General features: G+C 63.9%; 15 protein-coding genes and 1 pseudogene. 8 read left to right on the plus strand and 8 right to left on the minus strand.

Annotation, left to right across the window (positions count from 1 at the left end):
- Positions 1-229: 229 nt before the first annotated feature.
- Positions 230-1,126 (minus strand): alpha/beta fold hydrolase, encoded by an 897-nt coding sequence (locus tag M673_RS03930; RefSeq protein WP_061973742.1) that lies wholly within the window; start codon positions 1,124-1,126, stop codon positions 230-232.
- A 312-nt stretch (positions 1,127-1,438) separates the two neighbouring features.
- Positions 1,439-2,329 carry an alpha/beta fold hydrolase gene (locus M673_RS23505; RefSeq protein ID WP_082639158.1) on the minus strand — a complete coding sequence of 297 codons (891 nt, stop codon included), beginning with the start codon at positions 2,327-2,329 and terminating at the stop codon, positions 1,439-1,441.
- Here M673_RS23505 and M673_RS03940 point away from each other — a divergent pair.
- The 4 genes and pseudogenes from M673_RS03940 (at position 2,306) to M673_RS24030 (ending at position 5,855) form a co-directional block, all read left to right on the plus strand.
- Positions 2,306-3,358, plus strand: a complete 1,053-nt coding sequence (locus M673_RS03940; RefSeq protein WP_244510305.1) for an AraC family transcriptional regulator — start codon at positions 2,306-2,308, stop codon at positions 3,356-3,358. The two genes, M673_RS23505 and M673_RS03940, sit on opposite strands and share 24 nt — an antisense overlap.
- A gap of 79 nt (positions 3,359-3,437) precedes the next feature.
- On the plus strand, positions 3,438-4,316 hold the full coding sequence (locus M673_RS03945) for a DMT family transporter (protein WP_061973747.1): 879 nt from the start codon (positions 3,438-3,440) through the stop codon (positions 4,314-4,316).
- Between the two features lie 436 nt (positions 4,317-4,752).
- Complete coding sequence (locus M673_RS03950) at positions 4,753-5,004, plus strand: hypothetical protein (protein WP_061973749.1); 252 nt, start codon at positions 4,753-4,755, stop codon at positions 5,002-5,004.
- Positions 5,005-5,124: 120 nt separating this feature from the next.
- Positions 5,125-5,855, plus strand: a pseudogene (locus tag M673_RS24030) (IS5 family transposase).
- Here the strand turns inward: M673_RS24030 and M673_RS03965 are convergent.
- From M673_RS03965 to M673_RS03990, 6 genes are all read right to left on the minus strand, one after another.
- The gene (locus M673_RS03965) at positions 5,852-6,868 is read right to left on the minus strand and encodes a two-component system sensor histidine kinase NtrB (protein ID WP_061973753.1); all 1,017 of its coding nucleotides are present in this window, start codon (positions 6,866-6,868) and stop codon (positions 5,852-5,854) included. The pseudogene M673_RS24030 and the gene M673_RS03965 sit on opposite strands and share 4 nt — an antisense overlap.
- A gap of 128 nt (positions 6,869-6,996) precedes the next feature.
- A complete protein-coding gene (locus M673_RS03970; protein WP_061973755.1) occupies positions 6,997-7,917 on the minus strand; it encodes an HlyD family secretion protein in 921 nt (306 codons plus the stop codon).
- Positions 7,917-8,636: an ABC transporter ATP-binding protein gene (locus tag M673_RS03975; protein ID WP_061977652.1), complete on the minus strand. Its 720-nt coding sequence runs from the start codon at positions 8,634-8,636 to the stop codon at positions 7,917-7,919. Before M673_RS03975 ends, M673_RS03970 begins: the two co-directional genes overlap by 1 nt.
- A 5-nt stretch (positions 8,637-8,641) precedes the next feature.
- Positions 8,642-9,778, minus strand: a complete 1,137-nt coding sequence (locus M673_RS03980) for an ABC transporter permease (RefSeq protein ID WP_061973757.1) — start codon at positions 9,776-9,778, stop codon at positions 8,642-8,644.
- 2 nt (positions 9,779-9,780) lie between these two features.
- Positions 9,781-11,199: a TolC family protein gene (locus M673_RS03985; RefSeq protein ID WP_061973759.1), complete on the minus strand. Its 1,419-nt coding sequence runs from the start codon at positions 11,197-11,199 to the stop codon at positions 9,781-9,783.
- A 602-nt stretch (positions 11,200-11,801) separates the two neighbouring features.
- Positions 11,802-12,746, minus strand: a complete 945-nt coding sequence (locus M673_RS03990; protein WP_082639160.1) for a glycoside hydrolase family 26 protein — start codon at positions 12,744-12,746, stop codon at positions 11,802-11,804.
- 186 nt (positions 12,747-12,932) lie between these two features.
- Between M673_RS03990 and M673_RS03995 the strand changes: the two genes are divergently transcribed.
- The 4 genes from M673_RS03995 (at position 12,933) to M673_RS25200 (ending at position 16,103) form a co-directional block, all read left to right on the plus strand.
- Positions 12,933-13,445 (plus strand): PepSY domain-containing protein, encoded by a 513-nt coding sequence (locus M673_RS03995; RefSeq protein WP_061973761.1) that lies wholly within the window; start codon positions 12,933-12,935, stop codon positions 13,443-13,445.
- Between the two features lie 2 nt (positions 13,446-13,447).
- A complete protein-coding gene (locus M673_RS04000; protein WP_061973763.1) occupies positions 13,448-14,113 on the plus strand; it encodes a response regulator transcription factor in 666 nt (221 codons plus the stop codon).
- Positions 14,110-15,474, plus strand: a complete 1,365-nt coding sequence (locus M673_RS04005) for an ATP-binding protein (RefSeq protein ID WP_061973765.1) — start codon at positions 14,110-14,112, stop codon at positions 15,472-15,474. The genes M673_RS04000 and M673_RS04005 overlap by 4 nt, the downstream gene beginning before the upstream one ends.
- Before the next feature lie 494 nt (positions 15,475-15,968).
- Positions 15,969-16,103, plus strand: coding sequence for a DDE-type integrase/transposase/recombinase (locus M673_RS25200; RefSeq protein ID WP_443111186.1), 135 nt, complete (start codon positions 15,969-15,971; stop codon positions 16,101-16,103).
- Positions 16,104-16,238: the final 135 nt, after the last annotated feature.

A 16,238-nucleotide genomic window follows, 5' to 3' on the forward strand; every position in this document is an offset into this window, starting at 1 on the left:
ATCCCTAACCTGCATCAGAAGCGGATCGACTCGTTTCCACATAAGTCGGCTCCGATGTTGAAGTTGCGCTAACGTTGGCCGAAGGCAACGAGGTGCAGCGTTCGCTTCCTCCAGCGGGTGGGTGCGCAACGGCCGCCTTCCGGATCTGATGGCGTTCTTTCCGATAGCTGGAGGGGTGGGAAGCGGTCTTTCTGGTTTCACGGGACAACGCGGCGAGCGGCCGTCGCCTTCACGTTCGCAGTTCAGAGTTCCAAGCCCGAACTGCAAGAACCGCTTCGGCGAAGTCGCCGGGAGCTTCCCATGGCAGATTGTGCCCGCACTCGACGACGCGATGCTCGTAGCGTGCCGTGAACATCCCTGCATGGTCGGCAGTGCCACCCGGTTTCAGGGGGTCCTTTGTTCCGTCGATCGTGATGGCGGGAACTGTGATCGGTGGCTTTCGCGCCAGTCGTGCTTCCAACGCGGTCAGCGCGGGATCTCCAGCTGCAAGGCCAAAGTCGAAGCGGTAGGAATGAATGACCACGTCGACGAAATCCGGATTGTCGAACGAGGCGGCCGTTCGCTCGAACGTCGCGTCGTCGAAACTCCATGTGGGCGACCATTGCTTCCAAAGGGTGCGACACAGTTCGCGCCGATGGAGCGCGAGACACTCGCGGCCGCGCTCATGCTGGAACAGATGCTGATACCAGAGGGCCTGCTCCAAGGCGGGCGGGTAAGCGTGGCCGAGCCGTTCGACGTCGATGACGTCGTAGCCGGCATATGAGACGAGACCGGCCACGCGTTCCGGCCAAAGGGCCGACGCCACGCACGATGCGAGGCCGCCCCAATCGTAGCCGGCGAGAAGGGCGCGCTCGATCCCGAGCGCATCCAGGAGACCGACGAGGTCGCGGCCCAGCGCCGATTGCTGGCCACTGCGCATCGCCGCGGCCGACAGGAACCGCGTTGGTCCGAAACCGCGCAGGTATGGCACGATGACCCTTGCCCCGGCGTCTGCCAAGCGCGGCGCAACCTCGTCGTAGGCGTGAACGTCGTATGGAAAGCCGTGCGAGAGTACGACCGGCCAACCGTTGTCCGGACCAAATTCCAGATAGGCGATCCGCAACGTGTCCGTATCGACTTCGCGCATAAGACCTCGCTGGCAGCAGCGTATAAAGAGACGCTTCTGAACGTCAGTTTACGTCAAACTGCCATGATGCCAGAAAAAACCGCAACCGGTCGAAACCCTTCTTTCCGACTTCGGGCCTCAGTTCCCCGAGCACAAGTGGCGAGAATGGGGCGACACCCGTCCGACCGCTTCCGGGCGACCGCTTTCTCCGCGCCGGTCGGACCCACCGGGTGATTTGCTGACGGGCAGCTTTATGACGTGTGTGAGAGATCTAGCCCGTTGAAACGACCGGAGTATCGCGGGTGTCGCCACAAAGTCGCTTCGTTTGGAATACTACTCCGGCTGACCCCGGCATTTTGTGCTGTCAGCCAGATTCCGTATGATGCTCCTGGCGAACAGTCCAGGTGCCTCCAGCATCATCAGGTGTCCAGTGTCCGGAATGTCAGCGTTGGTTGTGGCTTCGCGTGTCAGCCACTCGGGCACGTTCCAACTGCTCCGAGCGCGAGCACCTGCGAGCAGATGAACCGGCAGACCGGAATTAACGAACTTCTTCAGACCATCGAGATAAGCATCTTCGCCTGTCGCCGAGACGACAGCGCGAGCCTGGCTACGCAATGTGGAGATGGGTTGGTTTTCGAGCCACTGGGTCGCTACTTCCAAGGCAAAGGGGGTCGGCTCCACGCCGGCACGGCCGATCCACGCGGCCACGTCAGCGCGAAAACCATCGACCTCTTCTGAGATCTCGAAGAGTTCCTGCGTTGCAATTTTTCGCGACCAAAAGGCGTCGCCCAGTGTGAGGTTGCCCTCAATACTCGTCAGGGATCTCGTCAATTTTGGATGGCGCCCCGCAAATAAGACCGCAATGGCGCCGCCGACCGAGTGACCAACGACATCAACGGGCTCGTCGGAGCGTTCGCGCAGCCAGCCTGCGACGTGGTCAGCTTGCTCAAACAGCTCCCATCCAACCGGGGCTCCGTTTCGGTAAGAGCCGTATCCTATCAAATCAGGTGCGAGAACCGTTGCGTCGCCGAAAGCGGAGAGGATGCCGGGAGCGCTCAGCGATCCGAACAAGCCGTGGATCAGTAGGAATCGGTGCCATCGCGTCCTGTACCGTATTGATCCCCGATGGCCACGAACCTTGTGTCCGCTTTCGGGGAAAGCGCTTCGTGCAGCGTATGGCGTTAATGGGTCGAAAGCGGAATGGCAGCTTTTCGCCCGATCAATCCGAAAGCTGCCGGTCCGTTCTCGACCCGATCAGGCAGACAAACTTGCAGCCGGGGTGGGTGGAAAGCTTACGGTCCGCAGTTGGGAGGGCTGGTGCAAAAGCTGGCGTTCGAGATAGTTGAGAAGACGAACAGCCGCCGCATGAACAGTCAGGTAGAAGAGATGGAAGACGGGCCGGGCCCGCTACCCCGATCGGAGCGGGTTTCGTTCCGGCGTCCGCTGGGTCATCGTGGCCTCGAGACGTTGGCGGCCCACTACGTGCGGCAGACGTTCAAGCCGCATTCCCATCCGCAATACCTGATCGGCGTCATCACCGGCGGCGTGCATTCGGTCTGGTGCCGTGGCGAGCGCCATACGGTCCTGCCGGGAACCCTGATGTCCATGCGGCCCGGCGACGTCCATCACGGCAACGCGGCCGTCGAGGCCGGCTGGGTGCAGCGGATGTTCTACGTCGACGAGGCCACGATGGCGGAGATTCTCGGGGATCGCCGGGGCGCATCGGCCTCCTCGCTCCCCGACTTCGAACGGTGCGACCGCCACGACCCTGTGCTTGCAGCGCGCCTCGAACGCATTCACGACAGCGTCCACGCCTCGCGGCTGACGCTGTCGCGCGACGCGGCGTGGGTCGCCTTCGCGGACGTTGTCGCCATCCTTGCCGGCGGCGCACCAGGCGACGGCGCCCGAAGCGCCTTGCCCGACAATCGCGTCCGGACGCTGGTCGACTTTCTCCATGCCCATGTCGGCGAGGACGTGAGCCTCGACACGCTCTCGCAGCTCGCGGGCCTTCGTCGCCGGCAGACGATCGACCTCTTCAAGCGACAGACCGGACTGCCCCCGCATGCCTACCACATCGGCTTGAAGGTGCGCTTGGTTCAGGACCGACTGCGCGATGGGCACGCGCCCGCCGCCGCCGCGATGGAGGCGGGCTTTTCCGACCAGAGCCATATGGCCCGTCACTTCACGGCTATCGTCGGCATGACGCCGGCGGCCTACGCGCAAGCTGACCGGGTCCGCACTTTCGTTCTATAACGCTCCAGCACCGCCCCCTATCAAGCCGATCGGAAGCCAGGATCAAGGGGGTCCGGCGGCACGCAGGGCGAAAGCAAGCATGACCCATCCATCCGGCACCATGGCGCGGACCGGGCAGCGGTCGACGCTCCCGGCCGACGCGGCGGTCCTCGCCATCGCGGTCGTGTGGGGCGCGAGCTACCCCGTCACCAAGGGCGCGCTGGCCTATGCCCCCGTCCTCGTCCTGATCTTCTACAGGTTCGTCGCCACAGGCTGCATCATGGGGCTGGCGGCGCGCCGGGAACTCGCCTCCGCCAGATGGGGCGACATCCTGCGCGCTGCGGTGCTCGGGACGATCCTGGCGGCGATCTTCATCTCGGAGATCGCGGGCCTTGCGCTGACGAGCGCGACGAACGCGGCCCTCATCATCTCGCTCTGCACGCTCTTCACCCCGTTCCTGGACCATGGGCTCTCGCGCCGTCTGCCACCCCCGATCGTCGTCTGCGGCGCGGTGATCGCCTGCGCCGGCGTGGGCTTGCTGGTCGGCGGCCTGACGGCCTGGACGCTGGGGGATGGGCTCATTCTTCTCGCCGCCGCGCTTCGCGCAGTCATGGTCGTCTCCACCAAGCGGCTGATGTCGGCACGTTCGCTCTGGTCGGTCGCACTCACCGCCGTGCAAGCCGCCACGCACTCGCTGCGACGAACGAAAGCGTCGATCATCTTTAAGGCGACCGGCAACCTGCGAGCGGTGCAAAATCGGATGGCATCCGCGCGCGTCACGGCCGTGATCGGTTTGTCGCCGATGACGTCGATCAGGTGCCGAACGGCGCGAGTGGGCGGCAGCCGCCATTTGTGGACCTGGGCTTCCGACATCTTCAACCGCTTATCCAGCGTTGCCTTTTCGTATTCCGAGACGAGGTCCGACAGCAGGATCAGCGGCTCCTCCGCCGTTCCCATCAGGGCTGAGAACAGCTGCTGATCGTCAGCCGTCCCCGTCTTCGTGGTCGGCTTGTCTTCCAGGCTGGAAGCGATCCTTTCCAGGCGAGCGAAGCGCTCTTCCCGTGATCGCTCCATAAGATCCTTAGCCGGGGCGTAGGCGAAGCCTTCCAGGCGCGCGCGGGCGACGATCGCGCGATAGCGCTCCTGAGCGTCGGGCCCGGCGCTGTGGACGAGGGAGCGCCAAACCGCCCCCTTGTTCAGCACTCTGCTTGATGTCTGGTTATCCCTGTATATTCCCTATGAACAGCGAACCCAGCTTTGGAGAAAGGTTCGCTTATGCCTCCTTTCTCCGCCATAACCGAACGAGAACTTGCTTCCCAACCGACTGCGTGGCAGGTATTTCCCCAGAAAATCGACGTTCCGCGCCAAGGAAAACCCATGATCCGGGGAACAAACCGGGGGACAGTCGCGCAAACATGGCCGCGAAACCAAAGCTCAAATGGCTGACCCTGCGCGAGGGCATCTGGTATTACGAGCGCCGCGTCCCCGACCGCTACAAAAATCTTGATCCCCGCTCGAAGGTGCGGCTCAGTTGCGAGACCTCTGATTTCGGCGAAGCCGTCGCCGCGCGCGAGCGTTTGAATCGCATCGTCGAGGACCATTCCGACTGCCAACGTTTCCAAGGCCCAGCGCTCAAATTCCCTAAGGCAGCGAACAGGGAAACCTAGGCGCTGTTGACATAGTGGGTTCACGGATTGGCTGAGGTCTGATTCAAGGCTGCCTTTTTGGAGGCAGCGTTGGCGCGAGGCGATCTGTCGGACGAGGAATGGGTTATTATAGGCGAGCTTTTGCCGAGCGAGCGAGGTCGCAAGGCTCGTCCCTCGCATGACAACCGCCGTTTCCTCGACGGCATGCTGTTTGTTCTGCGTGCCGGCTGCCCATGGCGCGACATGCACGAGCGCTACGGCAAGTGGAACTCGGTCTATGTCCGGTTCCGGCGTTGGGCCGAACAGGGCGTTTGGGATGCGCTCTTGGAGACGCTGGTCGAGCTCGGGCTGACCGACGACTGGCGGCACATGATCGACTCCACCACAGTTCGCGGCCATTCGCAGGCTGCGGGCGCAAAAGGGGGACCTGTGCGCAGGGCATTGGTCGAAGCCGCGGCGGCTTTACGTCGAAGATCCATGCCCGCGCTGACGGTCGGGGACGCCCTCTTGGCTTTGTGCTGACCGGCGGCGAGGTGTCCGACTACAAAACCGTTTCCGCCCTTCTCGCCATGCCAGTCGGCAAGCCGCGTCTCTTGCTGGCCGACAAAGGTTATGATGGTGACGACGTTCGTCAATCACTGCTGCTCAAGGGCGTCCTGCCGGTGATCCCATCCAAGGCCAACCGCCGGGCGCCCGCAGCTTGCGACTTCAAGCAATACCGGGACCGCAATCGCATCGAGCGCATGTTCAACCGACTGAAGCAGGCACGGCGCATCGCCACACGCTACGATAAAACCGCCAGTTCCTTCCTCGCCTTCCTCTCCCTCGCCGCCTCACGCATGTGGCTGAGCGACTATGTCAACAGGGCCTAGAAAAGGAGATGACACGGGAATCGCCAATTTGAAGACCGCGCCCCATGCTCAGCATTTCCGGCTTCGATCCCGCCGCCGTGACTTTTTAGAATCGTAGAGACGGTCGCAAGGCCGAGACCCGATCCGTTTGCCTTGGTGGTCACGAACGGGTCGAAGATGCGGTCCAGCAGTTCGGGCGCGATGCCGGGGCCGGTGTCGCGTAGCGTGAGGGAAATACACCCTTTGTCTGGTGGGAAGATCGTGATGGTGAGAAGACCATCCGGCTCGCCCATCGCTTCCATCGCGTTGAGAACGAGGTTGAGGAAGGCTTGCACCATCTGGTCGAGATCGACGGTCAGACAGGCGTTCTGAGAGAGGTCCTCGATTTCAAGCCTTATGCCGCGAAGCTCGATCTCGTCCCGACAGATCCCCAGCGCACGTTCCAGAAGTTCGCCGATCGTCACCGTGTGCAGTCGCTGAACGGGGTGGGCGAAGCCGAGAAAGTCCCGAACCAGACGATCAATGCGACGAACCTCGTCGGCGATGTAGCCGAGCCTGCGCTTGTCGGCCTCTGTCAGGTCCGGCTTGCGGCTGATGAGGTCAGCCGTGGTCTTGATGATGCCGAGCGGATTGCGAACCTCATGCGCGAAGCTTGCGGCCGCCACTTCCAGTTCAGCGTAGTGCTCCTGTCGCCGTCGATCCGCGCTGGCCTGGGGATCGCCCCGCATGTCGATCGAAGCGGCGTCGTGGGCAGGGCTTGGCGGGTCGCACGTCTTCTCGCCTAGCGCGGAACTTCGCTTCGGCCCCGTGCCAACGGCTGCAATCGTCATCTCCCTGCACAGTCGCTCGACATGTTGCGCTACCAGAATGGATGCGGAGATGCCAACGAAGATGGCCAAACCCGCGATGTGAAAGAGAAAGGATCGCTCGCTCCACGAATAGGCTGGCGGCTCGAACGACCCAGCAATCAGCGACGCGACCAGCACCGCCGCGAGTATGGCGACGACGCAGGCCGACACGATCGCCGCCGACATGGTCCAATGGAGCGGACCCCGCAGGGAGCCTGGGATCTTGTGGATCGATCTCATGCTCCGCCGCGCCGTAAGGCCCTGCCGCCCGATCAAAGACGGGGCCATGCGTCCGCATCGGGGCTCGCCCACCATTACTGGCGAACCCGGATGATGACCCGCTGGCCAATTCGGAAGGGCGCGTCCTGATCGATCGAAACGACCGACGCGGCCGTGCGAATGTCGTTGCGCTCGCCCCCTGTTGGGCCGCTCGCCTGCATCAGGACCGGCGAGATGCGTTCGATCCGGCCCGGAAAGGCGCGCGCCAGCCTGTCTTCCTCAAGCACCTCGACGGGATTTCCCGGCTCGACGCCTTTCAGGAACTGCTCCGGAATCTCTGCCAGGACAATTTTCCGCCCGTCCGGCAGCAGCACGAACAGGTCCGGCGCCAACTGAGGCGAGACGATCTCTCCGGCCTTCGCACGGCGGCGCACGACGAGACCATCGACCGGCGCGCGCAGGGTGCGAAGCTCGACCTCCCGCTCGGCGCCGTCCCGGCGTTCCTGGGCGATGGTCAGGGCGGAGGCGGCGATGTTCAACTCGATCGCCAGACTTTCTTTCGACGCCAGCACCTCGTCTAAGGCCTGATCCGACACCGCCTTTCCGGCCGCCGCGCGCCGCATTCGATCCACCTCCTTCGACAGGGCCTTCATCTTCAGCCGCAGGAGCGTCTGGTGCTCTTCGGCTTGTCGAACCTCCTGCTTGGCGATCTTGGCCGCCTGCTCCTCCTGCCGGGCGTCGAGAACCGCCAACACGTCCCCAGCTGCCACACGCTGGCCTTCCAGCGCCGGGACGGCGACAAGCAGGCCCTCGCGCGGGGCGCTGATCTTCAGGAGGCCGCCCTCGACATCGACCGTGCCTCGCGCCGCGGCAAGGATCGGGAGTTCGTCGGCCCACGCTCCGTCCTGGTCCTCCATAGCCTTGGGCGAAGCGATGCCGAACCAGAAGGCACACAGCGCCAGGGCGGCCGTTGCGAAGAGGGTGACGATATATCTGCGCAGCGAGATGGGTCTCATCAGTCTAGCCATTCCAGGATTCCATTCCGCATGACGGGGCGGCTGTCGAGACGAAGCCGGCCATCCTCCATCTGGAGAAGCCGGTCAGCCGCGGAGAGAAGGCGCATATCGTGCGAGACGCAGAGCACGGCGGTTCCGGTCTCCTTCGCGGTGCTGCGTAGGATTTCCGCGACGTTGCGACCGTTCTCGCTGTCGAGCGCGCTCGTGGGCTCGTCGGCAAACAGGACGAGCGGCCGCTTCACCACAGCGCGCGCGATCGCCACCCGCTGTTTCTCGCCGCCCGACATCTCGGCCGGGCGCAGGTGCCATCGCTTGGCCAGGCCCACACTTTCGAGCGCGCGCCTTGCCCGCTCCCGCGCCTCGTCTTCCGGGATGTTCATGTGGTCCAGCGGCACCTGCACCTGTTCGAGCGCGTTCAGCGCCGGGAAGAGATTGAAGCCCTGAAAGATGAAGCCGCAGCTCTTCAGTCGGAACGCATCCCGTTCCTCGTCGCTTGCAGACGCGAGATCCAGCGCACCCACATGGACCGATCCGTGATCGGGAAGGGTCATTCCGCTGAGGATCGAGAGCAGCGTGCTCTTCCCGCAGCCGGAGGGGCCGATCATCAGGGTGAACTCCGCTTGGTGGATATCGACGGACACGTCGGCGAGGGCCTGCGTTCGGATGTTCTGGATGCTGAAGGACTTGCCGACATTGCGAGCGCTGATGGCCAGGGTCATCTCGATCACCTCAGAAGACTCGCGGGATCGGCGCTTCGGAGCCGGTGGACAGCCAGAACGCAGGCGACCAGCGCGACCAGGAACACGACAGCGGATGCCGCCGCGATCACGCCGATCCGCAATTGAAACGGCACGCCGTAGACGGCGGCAACGCCGGACAGGGCAAGGCAGAACAGGACGCTCAGCACGAGGCCGAACACGCCGACCCAGACCGCCTGTTCCATGACGATGGCGCGCAACCCGGCAAAGGGAACGCCGAGGGCGCGCAAGGTGGCGTATTGGGGGATCGTCCCCGCCACCGCCGCCATGAGCGTCTGGCTGGTGATGACGGTCCCGATCAACAGGGCAATGGCCGTGGCGAAGACGAACGCGATGCCGGCCCCCGAGTCCATCAGCATGTAGAGAGTGGACATGTCGGCCAGTCGCTCCGCCGGCCATATCTCGAACCGCCGGGGCGAGCCCGCCTCCTGGTTCAACCGTGCCGCGACGGCGGCCGCTTGCCCCCCAGAGTTGAGGTCGAAGAGGAAGTAGGTGGCGCCCCCCTCCGCGGGCAATGTCTGGTCGAGCTGTCGCGCCGTTTCCAGCGAGGTGACCACGTTGACCCCGCCCAGGCCGCGCAGGCCCTCGACGAAGCCGACGACGCGGACGGACCGACCGTTGATCTCGGCAGTCTGGCCCGATCCCGCCGAGAGCTTGGCGCCGTCGGCGCGGTCGAGCAGCACCGTTCCCGGCTCGCTCAGACGGTTCCGCAGCGGTGCCGGTACGATCCTCGCCAGAGCCTCGCCGTCGGGCGCGGTGTCGATGCCTAGCAGCGTCACGCTCACGCCGCCGCCCTGCATCGCGCGCCAGTCGCCGGACCCGAGGAGAAACGGCTCCACATGGGAAATGTCGGCCTGCGCATAGAGCACCGTCGCGGTCTCGGACCGCACGGTTCGCCCGAGCTCGACGCTCTGCGTGCCGGGATAACCAGCCCAGAACCGGGCTTCGGACTGGGTGACATAAAGGGCGTTGGCTCCCACGATGCCGAGCAGAAGCGCGCCCTGCGCCGTCATGAGCACGCCGGAGAACGCCACGGCGACGGCTGCGGGAAGAAACCGGCGCCATTCGTGAAGAAGCGTCTTTCGCGCGATCGAGACCGCCATGGTCAGCCGCCGACCTTGGACATGGCGAGGGTCGGGGTCGGCTCCGGCGTGTCGAACGGGCTGCCGCCCGTGGCCTTGACCACGCGGATCAGCGCCTCTGCCTCGTCCGCGACGGCATCCACGAGTTGCCCGCGCAGATCGAGCCTTGCAAGGCCGCTGGCGACGACGCCCAAGGCGTCGGACAGACCGGCCCGAAGCAGGAGATCGGCCGAGCCCTGTGAGCGCGCGGCGAGCTTATCGGACGCGCGGAGCCGCCGCGTGTTCTCCCGCGCGGCGTCAAGGCCGCGCAGGGCGGACGAGGCCTCGTCGTAGGCGGCGAGCACGGCCTGCTTATAGGACGCGCGCGCTTCCTCGAGTTGGGCCGCGCGGGCTGCCACGACATCCCGGCGTCGTCCCGCGTCGAAAATGGGCAGTTGCACAGACGGGCCACCGAGCAGGCCGAATAGCGACCCGGCGACCGGCGTGCCGAGGCCGATCATGCCGGAAAGATGCAGCTTGGGATAAAGATCGGTGCGGGCCATTCCGAGGTCCGCCCCCGCCTGGAGGACCGCGAGTTCGGCTCGGCGAACGTCCGGTCGCCGGCGCAGGAGATCGGCCGGTCGGCTGCGGATGTCGAATGCCGACGCGACCGGCTGTGGGGCGGGGCGCCAGAGCACGGGGTCGGGAACGGACAGCCCTTGAAGCGTGGCGATCTGCTGGCCGGCGTCCGCGATCGCGGTTTCCAGCTGTTGCCGGGCCTGGCTGGCGGCTGCAACGCGCAGTCGCAGCGTGTCGCCTTCGGCGTGGGTCGCCAGGCCGCTGCGCATTTTCGTGTCGGCCAATGCCTGGCTTTTCGTCAGGAGCGCGATCATCTCGTCCGTGTCTCGCCGATGCCGTTGCAGCGCGCGCAGTCGCGTGTAGGTCGATGCGACTTGCGCCGCGATCGCCAGTCTGGCCGCCTCCAGGTCCGTTGCGGCCATTTCCACGCCGAGGTCCGCCGTCCGCCGCGCCTTCGCGTCCTGGCCGAAAAGGGCGATGTCCCAGCCCATTTCCAGATTGAGCTGCGCCGGGCGTCGAAAGAGGTCGTCCTGCGTGGCCTTGCCGGTTCCCGCGTTCGCCAGTCCCGAAAGACCGGCACTGGGGTCGAAGCCGGAGGCGGCGGAACGCGCGAGCGCGCGGGCGGCCTCCAGCCGGCGCGCCGCCTGTTCGAGCGTCGGATTGTCCCGCGCCGAACGCTCCAGCATCGCATCCAGCGTCGGGTCCGAGAAGGCGCGCCACCACGGCTTTCCGCTTCCGCGGTTGCCCGCGATCGGCGTGGAAGCTTCGCGGTAGGCGAGGGGGAGCGTCGGCGCCACGACCCCGAGATGCAGCCCTTCGGAATGGCAAGCGCCGAGAAACAGGGCGACCGCCAGCAAGACGACGAGTTTGATCCGGTTCCTCATGGCACTTCCTTGGTTTGACTGCGGGCTCGGGTGATTGGCGAGCTCATTTCGCGCGACGGCGCGCCCGAAATCCTTCTCGTTTGCATCGCCAGCAGGGAGGATCGGCCGGAGACAGGGTTCCGCCGATGTATCTGCCGTTTCAGACGGCCCCGATGCAGCCCGCGCCCCTTTCTACCCGACGCATCGGGGCGTCTGGACCGGCGCCCTGTCCAGCATCTCCTAGCAGTCAAGCGCAGCTGATCCGTGCATGTTTGATGGAGATTGCATTGAGGTTCGAGGAGGCAGGCTTCGAGCCATCGACTGACGCTCGATCAGATGGCACCGCAAGCCCAACAGTCTTTCAGCCCGCCCGCACATCCCGGAATCGCCGCCGCCGCGTGTGCTGGCTAGGGAGCCACCACCGACTGACGCAGAGTCTAAGAGGCGTCAGAGGCGATCCGTTGAGGCTCGCAATCGACCGCAGTTGCCTGAGCGGTGGATATGGGTTCTGCAGTTCCCGATCGCCCTGCGGCCCCGCTTTCTCCGCCAGCCAGTGCGATCGAACCGCTGCCGAACCAAAGGGCCGATACGGACATGGGCAAGGTCTGTGTCTATCGCCTTCTTCAGTTGAAGTATGGATCGCGTGCCATGCGACGATAGGCGTCCAGGGAGGGCTTGGAGCTGTCGATCCGCCAATGGCGCTCCTTGTCCGTATCAAACCAGATCATCGCTTTTACCGCCGGAAAGCGGGATCTTAGCGTGGGAACGATCTCGGCGATCCACTTCGCCTTGTCGCCGCCGCGCTCGTCGGAGGCGGTTTCGCCGATCATCACAGGTTTGCCGGTCGCGGCGAGCTTCGCATAGAGATCCTCGAAGACCTCGTAGAAGCTTTCCCATTCCTGATCGGGGTCGGAGGTTCCCCAGTTGTAACCATCGATGCCAACCCAATCGACGTAGCGGTTGCCCGGATAATAACGAAGCGCCTCCGGCTGACCCGGGGAATCGACATTGTTGGGACACCAGACCCATACGACGTTGGTCGCCCCGCGCTCGATGAAGATGTCGTGGATGTGCCGGAACACTTGGACATAGAGCTTTGGGTCGTGGCCACCCCAGCCCTCTTCCTCGTTCATCTCCGCGGCGAAATCGAGAAAGAAGCGGGTTCCGAGAGCCTTGGCCTCGTCCGCGCGTTTTGCGACCATGTCATCGTACATGCCATCGGCGATGTCCTTGAACTCGACGTCGAACGGCTCCCAGTTGATGAGGGGTATGCGCCCTTCCTTTAAATCTTGCCGTGTCGAAGGCGCCGTTGCCCAAGCATCTTCCCAGCTGAAATAGGTCAGGTGGATTTGAGGTCTGCGGCCGATGCGCTTGTCGGTCTGGGCGATCGTTCCGGCGCCGTAGTAATGACCGAGCAACGCGCCCTTGGCAGGCACCAGCGCGACATCGACCTGAGGCGAAGACGAAACCGCGATCGGCACGGCCGCCGGGTTCGCTTCGGCTGACGGGACGATGACACCCGAACCGATGCACGACCACAGGCCGGCCAGGAACAGCGTTCTGAGCATGGAATGGAAGTCCTTCGAGAATTCGAACGGGCGCGTCGTGTCATCTGCCTCGTACCCAACATGCGTGAGTTTCCTTGCGCTTTCGGGTCGTCCGGCCGGGTGGATGTGACCTAGCCGATGGCGAATGACGGAGGGATGAGGCCGTTGTCAGCAAATCTTCAGCTTGGGTCGGCTATGGAAGAACCGATGACGATGGTGCTTTCCAAAAGGGCTTTCGCGCGAGCGGCCCTGCTGTTCTTCGCTTTGACGCTGAGTGTGCATGCGCACGCGCAGGATGGCGGCGACGGCGACGGTGGAGGCGGGCCCAACTCGGAGAGTGACAGCAACGAGAGCGGCAAGGCAGACGAGGGCGCAGAAGACCCCGATGACGGCTCGCCTAGCGAGGAAGACGACGAGGATGCACCCTCACCGCCTGAATCGTCCGGTTTAGCTCGCACGGATGCATCGTCTCGAAAGCAACTGCAGGAATTTGGTCGGGGTGCGGACGGGGCGTTGAAAGCTGTTCAAGCCAACCGCGCTCTGCCGCTCAACGATATCGTGAACGCCGCACGGCATCTCACCCATGGCGACGTGATCGACGCACGGTTGAAACCCGTCACGGGCGGTCTCCAATACGAGCTGAAGGTTCTGGAGGAATCGGGTGCCGTTCGTCGCTACGTCTTCGATGCCCGTTCCGGGCGATTGCTTCAGGTCCATTAGACATGCGCGTGCTCGTTGCCGAGGATGATCGTCGCATCGCTGAGACGCTCGGTGTCGCGCTGTCTGCTGCCGGCTTCGTGGTCGAGCGTGCTGGGGATGGCGAGGACGCGTGGTTTCGCGGCGACAGCGAGACGTTCGATGCGGTGATCCTCGATCTCGGACTGCCGACACTGGACGGGCTGACGATCCTGAAGCGTTGGCGTCGAGGGGGTCGTACCATGCCGGTGCTGATCCTGACGGCGCGCGGACAATGGGACGAGCGGGTCGAGGGGATCGAGGCCGGAGCCGACGACTACGTGGTGAAGCCGTTCCGCATGGAGGAGGTCGTGGCGCGCGTGCGTGCCATCGTCCGCCGGGCAGGAGGTTACGCCTCGTCTCGGATGGAGATCGGCGCCCTCGTCCTGGACACCCGCCTGATGCAGGTGGCGCGTCACGGCGTGCCGGTGCCGCTCACCCCGCAGGAATATCGGTTGCTCGCCTTCATGGCGCATCGGCGCGGTCAGGTCGTCTCGCCTCTCGAGATCACCGAACATCTTTATGGGCAGGATTTCGAGCGTGACTCGAACGCGATCGAGGTTCTGGTCGGTCGGCTGCGAAAGCGTCTGGGCGCGGGCATCATCGTCACGCGTCGGGGCTTCGGCTATCTTCTGGGAAGCGACGAAGCTTGAAACTCAAATCGCTTCGGCTTCGCCTGATTCTGGGTGCCGCGGTCTGGATTGCGGCGGCCCTCCTCGTTGCCGGCGTCGCCATCGGCTTTCTGTTCGCGGCCAGTATCGAGCGCGGGGCACGATCGGACCTCGATGCAACGTTGTCGCGTCTCGTCGCCCTCATCGACCCCGAAGCGACAAGCCGGACGCCCAGACTCGCTGGATCCTTGCCGGATGCTCGCTACGACACGCCGATCAGCGGCGCCTACTGGCAGGTGACCGACACCGGGAACCGCCTGACGCTCCGTTCTCGCTCATTGTGGGATCATGTCCTTCAGCCCAATATGTCCGGTGAAGGTGAAAGCTTCTTCACGGCCACAGGCCCGGACGGACATGCTTTGCTTGCCCTGTCGCGACCGATCCGCTTCGAGACCAAAACTGGCGAGCGGCGATACTTGGCGACCGTCGCACAGGACCGCTCTTTTCTTGACGAGATGATCGCGCGCTTCGGCCGCGAGCTGGCCGTGGCTCTTCTAATTCTAGGCGGCGTTCTCGGTGTTGCCACCACGCTGCAAGTGCAACTCGGCCTTGCTCCGTTGAAACAGCTACGCATCGATGTCGAGAGTGTGCGCAAGGGGGCCGCCGTCTCGGTCGAAGCCGCCTATCCTTCCGAAGTCGTGCCGCTCGTCACGGAGGTGAACGAATTGCTGGCCTCCCAGGATCGGTCGCTGGACTTCGCACGATCGCGTGCAGCGGATCTCGCGCACGGCCTGAAGACGCCGCTCTCCGTGCTCGGCACGATCGCCTACGAGCTCGAAGTCGCCGGTGACCTTCAGCGGTCAGTGCAGGTGTTCGAGCTTGCCGAGGAGATGCGCGATCGGATCGATTATCAGATGCGGCTCGCGCGGCTGCGTCATCGCACCCGCATGCACACCTTCAACGCGTCCGTGAGCGAGGTCGCAGCGCGCACTGCCGCGGTGCTGCGGAAAACTCGTAAGGGCGAGGAGCTCCGCTGGGTCGTCGACGTGGCCGATGACCTGAACGCCGACATAGACAGCAACGATCTCGTTGAACTCGTCGGTGTCGTTCTAGAGAACGCAGTCGAGTGGGCACGTTCGGAGGTGTGCATCCGAGCCCAGGCGATCGGATCGGTGGCCGAGCTGCAGATCTCCGACGATGGCCCGGGCATCGAAGCCGCTGAGATCGCGACGATCGGCATACGCGGCAAGCGTCTTGACGAGACGAAGCCGGGCACCGGTCTCGGCCTTTCCATCGCCCGAGAAATTCTCGCCTTGAACGACGGAACGATCTCATTCGAGAGATCCGCGCAAGGGGGCCTCGCTGCGATTGTCCGTCTGCCCATTGCGCCTTCGAGCGGGTAGACCTGAGTGGTAACCCAAACCCTATAGAGCAGCCCGGACCCTGGCTGTTCGACGGAGCCATCGGGTTCGAGTCCCAATGTCCCGCACTTTTGCCTATGGGCGTCTTACCCATATCTCCGGGTATCTGACGGACATCGAACGATCTCAGCCCTCGAAGCCGGAACACGAAGGCCAAGAGCCGGAACGAACTCTCGTCGATCTTCTCACAAAGGCCCGTGAGTTGGCTGCGTCACTCGATTACGGCATGGTGGGTGCGCTGATCGATGCCACGCTTCTGGAAACCGGCTTCCAGATCGTCGCGCGCCTCTTGGAAGAGGAAAGCTGACACCGTTCGCCTAAGGGCAAACGCAAGACGCCTCCCACTGATCGGCTTCCCTTAAGACCAAAGTGTGCATCTTCAGTCATCTCGACCGACAATAACCGGGTCTACAACGAGACGATCGCCTCGCTACGAAAGGAAGGCCGTTTTGCGCCGACCTGGCAGCACCGACAGGGTGAAATCCCTGAACAATCGTCTCGGGTCAGACCATGGAGAACTGAACCACTTGGTCCGTCCTGGCCAAGCGTTCAAATTTCGCAAAACGGCCCACAATACGATCCGTGAGTTCGAGGTGATGCGGATGTTCTGAAAAGGGCAGTTCCGCTTAAACTTGGACGGCTTAGCCGGCGGATCAGAGGCTCTGTGCATTGGAAGGCTGTTTTAGGTCTGTATTGCCCGAAAGGGGAACAGAACAGGATCATGGCGTCCCAATTTTCTGACCGCA

Source organism: Aureimonas sp. AU20 (assembly GCF_001442755.1).
In the GTDB taxonomy this organism is placed as follows: Bacteria; Pseudomonadota; Alphaproteobacteria; order Rhizobiales; family Rhizobiaceae; genus Aureimonas.